This window comes from Gemmatimonas sp. (assembly GCF_027531815.1).
GTDB lineage: Bacteria > Gemmatimonadota > Gemmatimonadetes > Gemmatimonadales > Gemmatimonadaceae > Gemmatimonas.
The window spans coordinates 80,692-94,090 of record NZ_JAPZSK010000001.1 but is presented as its reverse complement, the minus strand read 5'-3'; the positions used below and the strand labels follow the sequence as shown (position 1 = coordinate 94,090).

Genomic DNA, 13,399 nt, shown 5'->3' with positions numbered 1-13,399 from the left:
GCGGGCGCACTGAAGATGTACACGCCGGACGACCTCTCCATTCACATTTGAGGACCCCATGGACCTCCCCTGGCTGGCTCGAGCAGCCGTCATCGTGCTCCTGGCACATGCGGTGCCATTCACCCCCTCCCACGCACAGGACGCGCGAGCAACCCGCCCGCTCAGCGGTCGCGTCACTGAGGAGGGGTCCGGTGCGCCGGCAACCCAAGTGCAGATCGTCCTTGGCGCCGTCGCCCTCGGTACCACCCGCGACGACGGGACGTACAGCGTTCGTATACCGACGGGAGCGGTGACCGTCACGTTCCGGCGTATCGGGTTCGCCCGCAGCGACCAGGCCGTCGGCGCGAACGTATCGACGCTCGACGTGATCCTCCGCCGCGACCTGTTGCGACTCAGTGAAATGGTGGTGACCGGCCAGGCCACCGGCATCGAGCGACGCAACGCCGCCACGGCCATTGCGTCGGTAAGCGCCGCGGAACTCAATCGCGTCCCGGCACCAAGCGTGGAAACCATGCTTTCGGGGCGCGTGCCCGGTGCCGAGATATCGAGCAACTCCGGCGCCCCTGGCGGCGGCAATCAGGTGCGATTGCGCGGCATCTCGACCGTGATCGGCGCGGCGACTCCCCTGTATGTGGTGGATGGTGTCATCATCAGCGATGCCACCATCGCGCCGGGCGTCTTTGCGGTGACGGGTTCGTCGGCCAATCCCGTCGTCGGCGGTCGACAGGACAACGCCTCGAATCGTGTAGCGGACCTCGATCCGAACAGTATCGAACGCATCGAAGTCCTCAAAGGCGCCACAGCCGCATCGATCTACGGCTCCCGTGCCAACAATGGGGTCGTGCTGATCACCACCAAGCGCGGTCTCCTTGGAAAGCCGGCATACACCTTTACGCAGCGCGTCGGGCGCCCGGAGGTCGCACGCACCATCGGGCTGCGTCGCTTCAACTCCCAGGCGGATGCCATTGCCACCTTCGGCCCAGCCGTGGGTGCCCTATGGAAGGAAGGGGCGTTCTTCGATCATGAGCGCGAGGTGTACGGGGAGACGCCCACCTCCTGGGAAAGCATCATGAGCGTCAGTGGCGGCAGCAACGACACGCGCTACTTCGCTTCAGGCCTGCTCAAGGAGGACGGTGGCATCATCGCGAACACGGGATACCGCAAGCAGTCTCTCACGGTTGGTCTCGATCAGAACATCAGCAGCAAGCTGACGGCGCGCGTCACCACCAATCTGCTCGGCACAAAGACCGGTCGAGGACTGACCAACAACGACAACCGTGGCGTCGCGTTGGGCCAGGCGCTGGCGCGGAGTCCGTCCTTCATCGACCTCCGGCGCAATCCCGACGGATCGTTCCCGCGCAACCCCGCGGCTCAGAGCAACCCCCTGCAGACCGCCGCCCTCAGCAAGAATGACGAAGTCGTATACCGCGCCATCACCTCGGGCAACCTGACCTACAACGCCTTCACACGATCCCGACAGGATCTGCGGTTCATCGCCAGTGGCGGTGTCGACTTCTTCAATCAGCGGAGCAACATCCTCACGCCCCCGGATCTGCAGTTCGAGCCCCTCGATGGACTCCCGGGAACGGCGGTACGCTCCAACGCGCAAAGCCTCAACATGAACCTCAATGTAAGTGCGGTGCACACCTACCGCTCTTCGGGGGGAGGGCTGCAGGCGACGACCTCGATCGGTCATCAGTACGAGCAGCGGGGATTGAGCAATTCACGGGTGGTGGCCCAGAACCTGATCGGTGGGCTCAACAATATCGGTCGGGCCACGGCGGTAAGTGTGGCCGAGGATGACTCGCGCACGAACGATATCGGCATCAATGCCCAGGAAGAGCTGCTGCTGTTCGATCAGAAGCTGTTCCTCGCTGCCGGATTCCGTGCCGACCGAAGCTCGAACAACAGCGACGCGAGCAAGTACTATTTCTTCCCGCGCGCGCAGGCCTCGTATCGCTTCGTGTCCCTGCCGTCGATCTTCGACGAACTCAAGGTCCGCCTCGCCACGGGACGTTCGGGCAATCAGCCCCAGTTCGGACAGAAGTTCACGGAGTTCTTCGGCGGGAACATCGCGGGATTGCCCACGATCGAGATCGGCAGCGGTGCACAGACTGCCGATGCGAACCTCCGTCCGGAGATTCAGCGGGAAGTCGAAACCGGCATCGATCTCTCGATGCTGAAAGGACGCGCCGCCCTGGAATTCTCGTATTTCGACAAGCAAACCGATGATCTGCTCGTCACGGCGACGCTGCCGAACTCGACCGGGTACGGACTGCGGATCTTCAACGGGGGATCCATCCAGACGCGCGGGTACGAGGCGGCGCTGAAGGGCTTCCCCATCGTGACCAAGTCGTTCGAATGGAACTCCACCACAACGTTCTCCACCATCAACGCGCGCGTACGCTCGCTCCCGGTACCGCCGTTCCAGGCGCCAGGCTTCGGCACTACGTTCGGTGTCTTCCAGGTCGAAGCGGGCAAGTCGCTCACGCAGATCGTCGGGAATGACTCGCTCCCGAACGGGCAGGGGATCGTAACGCAGGTCGGCGATGCCAATCCCGATTTCCGGATGGGCTTCAGCAACTCGTTGCGGATGGGCGCCTTCAGCGTCACGTCGCTGTTCGATTGGCAAAAGGGCGGCGAGGTCATCAACCTGACACGCTACCTCTGGGATGCATCGCGAAACGGCGCCGATTGCAACGATATCGCCCCATTGCCCAACGCCACTAACGAAACGATCTGTGCGCGGCGTCTCCGGACCTTCCCGCGCCAGACACGCAACTACATCGAGGACGCGAGCTTCATCAAACTGCGCGAGGTAACGCTCACGTACGAGATGCCCTCCAAGCTGGTCCGCCGCGCCATGAGCCGGGCCGAGTCGGCGCGCCTGACCTTGTCGGGCCGGAACCTGCTGATCATCACGGACTACACCGGCCTCGATCCCGAGGTCTCAAACTTCGGCACGCAGGCGGTGTCCCGCGGCTTCGATGTGTCGCCCTATCCGCCAAGTCGCAGCTTCTGGCTCTCCATCGACGTGAGGTTCTGACCATGACCATTCTCCGGCACTCCCGTCGTGGTCGGCTGTCGACTGCGCTCGCCATATCGCTCGTGCTCGTCTCCCTCGGCTGTGGAGACATCGATGTTGCGAACCCGAACAATCCGAGTGTGGATGGGCTGGTGCAGTCGCCGACCGCCACCAGCGCGTCGGCACTCGCCACCGGCTTGCTGCGCGGTACCCGCGCCAACGTGGCCGAGGGGATACGCTGGCTGGGCGCATTCGGGCGCGAAGGATATCCCATGTCCGTCACCGGTGCCTCGTTGCCAGGTAGCGTGCGTGATCCACTCAACGGCAATGGGTTCCCCGGCAACGTGCTCTATGCCGATCCGTACCGGAACATCCGTTCCGCCAACCTGCTGCTGGCTGCGATCAATGACGTGACCGCGTGGAGCGACGCTCAGAAGGAAGCGGCACGGGGTTTCGCCAAAACGATCCAGGCCTATGACTTCCTCCAAGTCATCGTGACCCGCGATGTGTACGGGGCGCCGCTCGATGTCGGGATCGATCCGACGGCACCGCCGGCGCCGATCGCCACGAAAGCGCAGGTCTACGCGCGCATCGCTACGCTGCTCGACGAGGCCCGGGTCCATCTGCTGGCGGGGGGCACGGCGTTCCCGTTTCCCCTTACCACCGGATTCACGGGCTTCAACACCCCCGCCACGTTCCTGCGGGTCAACCGGGCGCTTCGTGCGCGCGCGGCCGTCTACACGGACAACTGGCAGGTGGCCCTCACGGCCCTTGGTGAATCGTTCATCAGCACCACGGCGCCCTTCAGCCTCGGGGCGTACCACGTCTTCTCGACGAACTCCGGCGACATCACGAACCCCAACTTCCGTCCGGACCTCCTGTTCGCTCACCCACGACTGCGAACGGAAGCCAAGCTCCGGGCCGATGGCTCGCTCGACCTGCGCGCGCAGACCAAGCTCGTGACCGTACCGACGTTCACCGTGCAGGGCATCAGCTCCAACGTGCAGTTCACGATGTACAACTCGGCCACCGCCTCCATCCCGCTGATTCGCAACGAGGAACTGCTGCTCCTTCGTGCTGAGGCCAATCTCGGGCTGGGGAACACGGCACTGGCCATTCAGGATATCAACCTGGTGCGCACAACGGCTGGCGGTCTACCGCCGCTCCCCAGCAGCTTCTCCGGTGATCTCCTGACCGAGCTGTTGTATGACAAGCGGTACTCGCTCGTCTGGGAGGGAGGCCATACGTGGATCGATATGCGGCACTATGGCCGCCTCGCGCAGATCCCCGTGCGGGCGGCGGATCCCCGCCTCTTCCCGGCGATGCCCATTCCCGTGGCCGAGTGCCAGCCGCGTACGCCGCAGCCAACGGGATGTGGAATCGTCGACGGCATCACTCCTCCCCCGCAGCCGTAAGTCCGGGACGCGCCGGCCACGCCCGTGAGGGGTGGCCGGCGCGCTTCACCGTTCCCCATCGATACGAGGCGCATCAGGATGCGACACCCCCTAGCTTCGCTCGCCGCCCTTGTCGTTCTGCTGAGTCCTCACCTGAACGCCGGGATCGGCGCGCAGGGACAACCGTTGAGCGCCAGTGACGTCACATCGGTCCGCTCCATTGTCGGGGGTGTTGCACCGCAGTGGTCGCCAGACGGCACGCGTCTGCTCATTGGCGGTGCCCTGGGAGGTTCGGATCTGTGGACCATCCCGGCGGCTGGCGGTCTGCCAGCCTCGCTCGATATCCAACTCGGAGAGATCGCCTTTCTGCAGTCGCATCAACCCAAGTACGCGCCGAATGGTCAATGGCTGTCGTACATCTCGAATCGCAACGGACCGGCCGAGCTCTTCGTGCGCTCGCTGCGCGATGGGACGGAGCTCCAGCTCACGAACCTCGGCGGACGGATCAATTCCTATTCGTGGTCGCCGGATGGCAATTCCATCGCGTTTGCCGGGGACAAGTTCGGACACTTCGATGTCTTCACCGTGTCGGTGCCCGGCAAGGCGGTTGTCCGACTGACCAACGATACCCGGTACGAGGTCTTCCCCACCTGGACCCCTGACGGGAAGCGGGTGGTGTACGCCCGAATGGATGATCGCTGGTTGGAGCACGAGGTGCTCGAACTGTCCGCCGTTGGCGACGGACAACCGCGAACGATCGTGAAGGATGTCGACTTCTTCGATTATCAGGCCGGAGGCAACTTCGGCTATTCGCTGGTTTCGCCGGATGGCAGCACGTTGCTCTTTCGCTCGCACCGCAGCGGCTGGATCAACTATTGGGTCGTACCTATGGCCGGCGGCGTCCCGCGACCGATCGCCGCTGAGGCGGCCAACCAGTCCGGAGCCCGATGGTCACCCGATGGCAAGTCGATCCTGTATCAGGCGCTGTGGAATGGGACGCAGGATCTGCGGGTCGTCGCCGCAACCGGCGGAGCGCCTCGCGTGCTGGCCAAGCCCGATGGCATGGGGGTGATCAGCAACGCGGAATGGTCACCCGATGGACGGCAGGTCAGCTTCACCAGCGAAAGCCCGACTGAAGCGGCCGACCTGTTCGTCGTGAACGCCGCGGGCGGGGCTCCCCGTCGACTCACGACGTCGTCCACCGCCACTCACGTCGCGAGCCGCCTCATCACGCCGAAGAAAGTGTCGTACAAGTCCCCGGACGGCCTGACGATCCAGGCGTACCTCTACGAACCCACGCTGGCGCCCGGCGGCAAGGCGCCAGGCATCCTGTTCATTCACGGTGGGCCGACCTCGTCATTCAACGATACGTATCAGGCGCAGGTGCAGTACCTGACCATGCGAGGGTACGCCGTCCTCCTGCCGAACATTCGCGGCAGTTCCGGATACGGCAAGGTTTTCGAAGACGCCAACAACGGTTGTTGGGGTCGCTGCGACCTGCTCGATGTCACCGCCGGCGTGGAGTTCCTGAAGACGCTGCCATACATCGAGCCAACGCGGATGGGCATCACCGGCACAAGCTACGGGGGATGCATGAGCCTTGCGGCTGCGGCGTTTGCCCCCGGTGTCTTTCAGGCGGCAATCGCCGCGTCCGGCTACGGTGACTGGCTGCACTTCCACGCGGAGCAGGAGCTCCGCCACGTGAAGCTCGTGGAGTACGAGTTCGGCGACTTGCCGCAGGCCACGGACAAGTACCGCATGGCCTCACCGATCTTCTTCATGAAGGACATCCAGACGCCAATCATGCTCATTCACGGCGTGGGGGCGCAGCTGCCGCGCTCGGTGGCCTCCGCACTCTTTGCCGATCGCCTGGAGATGAACTACAAGCCCTTCACCTACAAGACCTATCCGAACGAGAACTACTACATTCGGCGACGTGACAACATTCAAGTCATGCTCGGGGACATGGTCGCCTACTTCGATCAGCACCTCAAGGATGGCATGAGGGAGCCCGCCCGCGCCCGCGGTGGCGCCCGATGAGTCGAGCCACCGTGCGCCTGCTGATCGCCGGCGCGCCGTTCGGCATGCTGCTGGGTGCGCCGCTCGGCACGTCACTCGGTGCACAGTCGGCAGCACCGCGCGCGCTGTCGGCGCGTGAACTCACGGCAATTCGGTCTGCAGTCTCGAGCGAGCCGCAGTGGTCCCCCGATGGCACCATGCTCATGTTCACTTCGCCGCTGGGTGAGGGGGGGGTGTGGGCGGTCCCCTCCAGCGGCGGTTTCCCCAGGTCTCTCAACGTGAGGACCGGGGGCACCACCTTTCTGGGGTCGGCGCAGCCGGAATGGTCACCAGACGGCAAGTGGCTCTCGTATGTGTCGACGAAATCCGGAAGCCCGGAGCTGTGGCTCAGTTCCGTGGTCGATGGCCAGGACCGTCAGCTGACGCACCTTGGTGGGCGCATCGGTTCGTACGCGTGGGCGCCCGATGGATCTGCCATCGCCTTCTCGGACGACAAGCTGGGCAACCACGACATCTGGACCGTCCGGATCGCCGATGGGCAGTTGCGGCGCCTGACGACTGGGCCGCTCCTCGAGGTTTCCCCTGGCTGGACACCAGACGGGCGTCAGGTGGTCTACGTCCGACTCGACTCCACGTGGCGCCACCATGACGTCATGACGATGGCGCCCGATGGGAGCGGCTCGCGCGTCATCGTGAAGGACACCGGCCTTTTCGACTACCAGGCGGGAGGGGCCTTCGGCCCGGCGCTGGTCTCCCCCGATGGCACGCACCTGCTCTTTCGTTCGCAGCGATCGGGGTGGATGAACTACTGGGTGGCGCCGATGAAGGGCGGCGAGGCACGGCAGATCGCCGCGGAGCCAGCCAATCAGAGTGGCGCCCGCTGGTCGCCTGATGGCCGCCACATTCTGTATCTCTCGTTGCAGAATGGCACGCAGCACGTGCGGGCGGTGGCCCTGTCCGGCGGCGCATCGCGCTCATTGGCTTCGCCGTCCGGAATGGGGATGGTGTCGGCGGCCAACTGGTCACCCGATGGACGTCGGGTGAGCTATGTCCTCGCCTCACCGACGACCCCAGGCGATCTCTACGTCGTCCCGTTCGCTGGGGGGCAGGCCACGCGGCTGACGAATTCGGACCCTCCGGCGCACGTGGCGCAATCGCTCATCGTGCCGGAGAAGCTCACTTACCGATCGGAGGACGGCCTCGAGATTTCCGCGTATCTGTACCGGCCACGCGGGCTCGCCATCAACGAGAAGGCACCAGGGTTGCTGTGGATTCATGGAGGACCCACGGCGCAGTTCAGCGATGCGCTGCAGCGCGACGTGCAGTTCTTCGCGATGCGTGGATATGCCGTCCTGCTGCCGAATATTCGCGGCAGCTCAGGCTATGGCCGTGCCTTCGAGGAAGCCAACAACGGCTGCTGGGGGCGCTGCGATCTGCTGGATGTTCTGGCGGGAGTCGCCGTGCTGAAGAAGCTGCCCGAGGTGCGCCAGGACAGGATGGGGATTACCGGCACGAGCTACGGCGGGTACATGAGCATGGCGGCGCCCGTCTTTGCGCCCTCGGTGTTCCAGGCCGCCATTGCCGCGTCCGGCTACGGCGACTGGGTGCACACGGTGGCCGAGCAGGAAACGCGACACGTGAAGCTGCTGGAACACGAGTTCGGTCCGCTCAAAGACAATTTGGAGAAGTATCGCCGCAGTTCACCGATCTACGAGCTGGACAAGCTCCAGACGCCGATCATGGTGGTGCACGGCGCTGCCACCGCCATTCCGCGATCCGATGCATCGCGGTTGTTCGCCGACCGCCTCGAGATGCTCTACAAGCCGTTCGTCTATCGCACGTATCCCAACGAGAACTATTACATCTCAAGCCGGGAGAACACGGTCGCCCTGCTCCACGACATGCTGGGGTTCTTTCACCAGCATCTGAAAGACGGTGCGGTGCACGGTGAAGAGCGCGCCCCTCCGCGCTAGGGGCGCGCTCCGCTGCTGAGCGGCACCGCCGGGGTCACTGCTCTGTGTGAACGCCGGTGGGCACTGATTACGACCCGTACTCCCTATGGGCGAGACGTTCGATGCTCCACGCCGCCTGCTCCCGCACCACCTCGTGCTCGTGCTCGCGCATCCCCTCCAGCACCGCCAGATCCTCGTCGGTGCCCACGTTCCCCAGCACCACGCACGCGTTGCGCTGCAGCATCCACAGCTTGGCCCGCTTGATCGCACTCCCCTTGAACGCCGCGGCATAATCGGCCGCATCCATCATGCAGATCGAGCGCGCCAACGCGCGCGTGCCGTCGCGATCGTGTGACTCCGCGAACAGCGCTCGCGGTGCGAACTCGGGCGCCATCGCCTCCCGCGCGAACTTCACGGTCCATGGACACACGTCATTGCAGATGTCGCAGCCGTACAGCAGCCCACCCACACCCTCGCGCAGTGCCGGCGGGATCGGCCCGCGGTGCTCGATGGTGAGGTAGCTGATGCAGCGGGTCGCGTCGAGCACCCGCGGCGACGGGAGCGCCCCCGTGGGACAGGCGTCCAGGCAGCGGGTGCACGTGCCGCAACGATCGGCCTCGAACGGTGCATCCTCCTCGAGCGCCACATCCACGAACAGCGACGCCAGGAACAGGTGTGAGCCGGCCCCCGGCACGATGAGCATGGTGTTCTTCCCCACCCACCCGAGCCCCGCGCGCTGCGCCAGATCCCGCTCGAGAATGGGGCCGCTGTCCACGTACGGGCGCGCGTTCACCGGGCGCCCCACTTCGCGCTCCAGCCAGCCGTGCAGCTCCCGCACCCGCTCGCGCAGCACCACGTGGTAGTCGTCGCCGCGTGCGTAGCGCGCCACCGGCCCCGCCGGTGCCCGCCCGCCATACGAAGCCGCCACGACCAGCGCGTGGGTGGCACCGGGGTGGGGCAGGCGGCTGTCGCGCCGCAACGCCGCCCCCTCCCCCTCCAGATACGCCATGGAGCCCTGATGCCCGGCCGCCAGCCAGGCCTCGAAGGCCGCGCGCGTGGCCGGTTCGCCAAGCCGCGCCACGCCAGCCGCATCAAAGCCGAGCCCGTACGCCTCGGCCTTGAGCCGCTCGGTCAGCAAGCGAGCCGTCAGGGCTGCCGCCCCACCCACCGGGCAAAGGCAATCACGTCGTCGGCCGGCGGAATCGCGTCCTCGTCACCGTACGCCGTGTACATGCGCCAGCGCACGTACGTCGTGGCCGGCAGTGGCAGGAACGGGAAGCGCCGGTACCAGTGACGGTGCCGGAACCGCCACGCCACGCGCAGCAGGTCCACCGCCAGCGTTGGGGCCAGCAGGGCGCGCCAGGTGAGCTGCAGGGAGAGGGTCAACCACGCCATCCCCCAAAGTAGCGGAATCTGTCGCCCTGAACGATGGCCATGATCGGGAACAGGCGGGCGGCTGTTCCACCCGGCACCAGGGTTATGCCGCCGGCATTAGATTGCCCGGTCATGACGTTCGATGACTATCAGCAGCTGGCGGCCCGCACACTGGGACGCGATCGCACCTACGAGCAGCAGCTCGCCAACGCGGCGCTCGGGCTTACCGGTGAAGCGGGCGAGACCGCCGAGATCATCAAGAAGCATCTCTTCCATGCCACGCCACTGGATCGCGATGCGCTGGTGAAGGAGCTCGGTGATTGCCTCTGGTATATCGGCGCATTCGCGAGCGTGCTGGATATCCCACTCGAGGAAATCGCCCAGCGCAACATCGACAAGTTGCGAAGGCGCTATCCGGACGGCTTTGATCCCGAGCGCAGTCGCACGCGAGCCGAGTAGCGGCCTGGGGTGCAGCGCGGCGGCGGCTCACACCGCTTGGAGCCGGGCGGCGCCGCGATACGGACCACGACACCGCGTTGACAGGGGGCAGCGGCGTACTACCGCAGGAAGGATCGCCCATCGAATTCGGCATGGGCGCGAATCGCCAGCAAATCCAACGCCGACGGTACGATGTCGGCCGTGCGTTGCGGCACACGCGTAGTGGCACAATCCACAATGAGCGGTACCAGCATCTGCTCGCGCAGCAGGGCGCCGTGGGTGGAAACGTGCGGCACCGGTTCGAAGCGCGCGCGCAGATCCCACCCGCTGGCCGCCGACACGATCACGTCCCCCGACCGTGAGGAGGCGCCAAGCCACGACAGCTGCACCAGGGCATCCGGGTAGGCCGAGGCCTGCGTGGCGTGCCAGGCCGCATCGGCGTCGAGGTCCCGCAGGGTTCCCCCGAGCCCCAGCGGGTCGCCGTCGTTGCACACGTACGACCAGCGCGACCCCTGCGGGCCATCGTGGCGCCGCACTTCGGCCGCGCCGTGGGCGGCGTGGCGCACCTGCACCGTGTGCGCATCACGGTTCACGGCGAGCAGGTCGATGGCCGGGCGTTCCACCAGCCTGTCGAGCAGGCGATTCCAGGTGGCGGCGTGGGCGTGCCACCAGCGCCGCTCCCGTTCTCCCGGGGCAAAATAGAGATGCGCCATGGCATTCCCGCCCACCATGAGCACGACGTCGGGATTGCTCACGCGCAATTGCGGGTGCGCCCGCACGCGCAACCCTTCGCCCTGCAGCCAGCCGTGGAGGTCCTCGTGGTTGGTCACCTCGTCGTGGCCATGGTCCCCCGTGACCCACACGTGGAGCGACTCACGCCAGCCGTCGCGACTGGCGATAGCCAGCGCCTGAGCCACGGCGGCATCGACATCGGCAATGGCGGTGCGCACCACCGCGGAGCGTGCGCCATGCTTGTGGGCGAACTTGTCGGCACTCAGGATGGCCAGCACGGCCATCCGGGGGCGCACCGTCCTGAAGCGGGAGAGAAAGGCCGCCGTGGCCTGTCGCTCCACCCGTCGCCACCCCTGGAGATCGCCCCGAAAGTGCGCCGGCGCGGCCCGCAGCATCCATCCCACGCCGCGGCCGATGCGCCCGTGCGTGGCACCGCGACCAATCATGCTCATGGCGGCGAGCGACGGCTGCGCGTACTCGAGCAGCGTGGGTACGTGCGCGGCGACATCGCCGTCCACATGCCAGATGTCGATGCCCGCGTAACTGCGCGACTGCCCCGGCGCCCAGCGCAGCGTGCGGCTGCGATCGTACCAGCGGAGGCCGGGCAGTCCCACGCGGGCCGGATGCTGTCCCATGAGGAACGGCACGTACGCCGGCCCGGTGACGGACGGGAACGACGTGGTGACCGTGTGCGCGCTCCCGCGCGCCCGCAACGCCGCCAAGGTGGGCGCGCGCCCGGCGTCCATCTCCTCGGCGAGCACATCGGGGCGCACGCCGTCGGCCACCACAAGGAGCAAGCGCCGTGCCGCGGTGGTATCATGCGTCACGGCGGCCCGACTCGTACCATGCGGTTTGGTCGTGCGTCTTCGCAATGGTGTTCTGTCACCGACCCACTGTCTCCACTCCTGTGCCCATGGCGAAATCCCGGCGTTCGTCTCCCCGTACCGCAACCGGCAAGCAGGCGTCCCCCGTCACGCGTGCCACGGCGGAACAGCAGTCCGTGGCGGCCTATCGGGAGCGTACGGAGGCCGGCCACCGCGCCGCCGGCCGAGAGCCCGCCGGCCTGGCGAACCTGGTATCCAAGGGCGCACGCGCCGTGCGACGCGCCGATCCGCGCCTCGTGGATCAGTCGTTGCGTGACCGGCCAATGCTTACGGAGGACGAAAAGTTGCTGCAGGCGCCACGGGAGGAGGCGACGGCCTTCACCCGCTCCGACCCGTGGCGCGTCATGCGTATCACGTCCGAGTTCGTCGAGGGGTTCGACGCGCTCTCCGACGTGCAGAAGGGCGTGACGATTTTCGGGTCTGCCCGTACCGGTCCGGACGACCCCATGTACGAGGCGGCGCGGGAAACGGCGCGGCTCCTCGCGAGTCAGGGGTTCTCCATCCTCACCGGCGCCGGACCAGGCATCATGGAGGCGGCCAATCGCGGGGCCAAGGACGTGGATGGGCACTCGGTAGGATGCAACATCGAGCTCCCGTTCGAACAGGGTGCCAACCCCTACGTCGATACGCTGGTGAACTTTCGTTACTTCTTCGTGCGCAAGACGATGTTCATCAAGTACTCCAATGCCTTCATCATTTTCCCGGGCGGCTTCGGGACGCTCGATGAACTGTTCGAGGCGCTCACGCTCATCCAGACGGGGAAGATCTATCAGTTCCCCGTGGTCCTCTTCGGCACACACTACTGGGCGGGGCTCGTCCGCTGGATCACCTCGCGCATGGCTGCCGAAGGCAAGATCTCGCCGGGGGATCTCGATCTGCTGCTCCTGACCGATGACCCGCGGGAAGCGGCGCAGGCAGTCATCGACGCGCATGATGCGCAAACGGCCGGCCGTCTGCGAAAGGACGAGGGTTGAACGCCCCGAGACTTGAACCATTCGCCGGACACCGCATATTTCGGCACTTCCCGTGCGCCCGGCCACCATGGTCGGGCGCTCGCCTTTTATCCGGCCCCAGCTGGCACGCGCATGTTCCAGGAACTGATCGCCCAGATGGCACGCGAAGTCGAGAAGCTGCAGTTCGAGCTGAACGTCACGCTGCCCGCGGAAATTCGCAAAGCCGTCGAACTCGGCGACCTCAAGGAAAACAGCGAGTACAAGGCGGCGCTGGAGCGGCAGCAATTCGTGCAGGCGCGACTGGGGCAGCTCACGCAGCGCGTAACCAAGCTGGCCAACATCGACATCACGCAGATTCCCGCCGACAAGGTGGGGCTCGGGTCGAAGGTGGTCGTGACCGACGAAGTCACGACACAGCTGGAGACCTATGAGCTCGTCTTCGGCGATGCCGGCGAGCTGCACGACGGCCATGTGACCATGGGCTCTCCCATTGGCCGCGCGCTGCAGGGCAAGGCCGTCGGCGATATGTGCATTCTCAAGCTGCCCACCAAGGTGCGACGGCTGCTCATTGTCGAGCTGTACACGATTCACGATCGCAACGCCGCCGACCTCGTCTGATTTCCGCCCC

At 65.9% G+C, this 13,399-nt stretch carries 10 protein-coding genes; 7 read left to right on the top strand and 3 right to left on the bottom strand.

The genetic code is table 11. The features are described from left to right. Positions 1-58 precede the first annotated feature (58 nt). From O9271_RS00420 to O9271_RS00405, 4 genes are all read left to right on the top strand, one after another. Positions 59-3,046 (top strand): SusC/RagA family TonB-linked outer membrane protein, encoded by a 2,988-nt coding sequence (locus O9271_RS00420; protein WP_298265084.1) that lies wholly within the window; start codon positions 59-61, stop codon positions 3,044-3,046. Between the two features lie 2 nt (positions 3,047-3,048). After that, positions 3,049-4,440, top strand: coding sequence for a RagB/SusD family nutrient uptake outer membrane protein (locus O9271_RS00415; protein WP_298265082.1), 1,392 nt, complete (start codon positions 3,049-3,051; stop codon positions 4,438-4,440). A 78-nt stretch (positions 4,441-4,518) separates the two neighbouring features. Further along, positions 4,519-6,459, top strand: coding sequence for a S9 family peptidase (locus O9271_RS00410; protein WP_298265080.1), 1,941 nt, complete (start codon positions 4,519-4,521; stop codon positions 6,457-6,459). Beyond that, positions 6,456-8,411 (top strand): S9 family peptidase, encoded by a 1,956-nt coding sequence (locus O9271_RS00405; RefSeq protein ID WP_298265078.1) that lies wholly within the window; start codon positions 6,456-6,458, stop codon positions 8,409-8,411. Before O9271_RS00410 ends, O9271_RS00405 begins: the two co-directional genes overlap by 4 nt. A gap of 67 nt (positions 8,412-8,478) precedes the next feature. Here O9271_RS00405 and queG read toward each other — a convergent pair whose 3' ends face one another. Both queG and O9271_RS00395 read right to left on the bottom strand, forming a co-directional pair. Then, entirely contained in the window at positions 8,479-9,528 is a 1,050-nt protein-coding gene (gene queG, locus O9271_RS00400) for a tRNA epoxyqueuosine(34) reductase QueG (RefSeq protein ID WP_298265076.1), read from the bottom strand. An 8-nt stretch (positions 9,529-9,536) separates the two neighbouring features. After that, on the bottom strand, positions 9,537-9,785 hold the full coding sequence (locus tag O9271_RS00395; protein WP_298265074.1) for a hypothetical protein: 249 nt from the start codon (positions 9,783-9,785) through the stop codon (positions 9,537-9,539). Between the two features lie 111 nt (positions 9,786-9,896). On the opposite strand from O9271_RS00395, the gene O9271_RS00390 reads away from it, so the two are divergent. Then, positions 9,897-10,223 carry a nucleoside triphosphate pyrophosphohydrolase family protein gene (locus O9271_RS00390; RefSeq protein ID WP_298265072.1) on the top strand — a complete coding sequence of 109 codons (327 nt, stop codon included), beginning with the start codon at positions 9,897-9,899 and terminating at the stop codon, positions 10,221-10,223. A gap of 98 nt (positions 10,224-10,321) precedes the next feature. Here O9271_RS00390 and O9271_RS00385 read toward each other — a convergent pair whose 3' ends face one another. After that, positions 10,322-11,761, bottom strand: coding sequence for an alkaline phosphatase family protein (locus O9271_RS00385; RefSeq protein ID WP_298265070.1), 1,440 nt, complete (start codon positions 11,759-11,761; stop codon positions 10,322-10,324). Between the two features lie 320 nt (positions 11,762-12,081). Between O9271_RS00385 and O9271_RS00380 the strand changes: the two genes are divergently transcribed. Next, positions 12,082-12,792, top strand: coding sequence for a TIGR00730 family Rossman fold protein (locus O9271_RS00380; protein WP_343213855.1), 711 nt, complete (start codon positions 12,082-12,084; stop codon positions 12,790-12,792). 111 nt (positions 12,793-12,903) lie between these two features. After that, positions 12,904-13,389 carry a GreA/GreB family elongation factor gene (locus O9271_RS00375; RefSeq protein ID WP_298265066.1) on the top strand — a complete coding sequence of 162 codons (486 nt, stop codon included), beginning with the start codon at positions 12,904-12,906 and terminating at the stop codon, positions 13,387-13,389. Positions 13,390-13,399 lie beyond the last annotated feature (10 nt).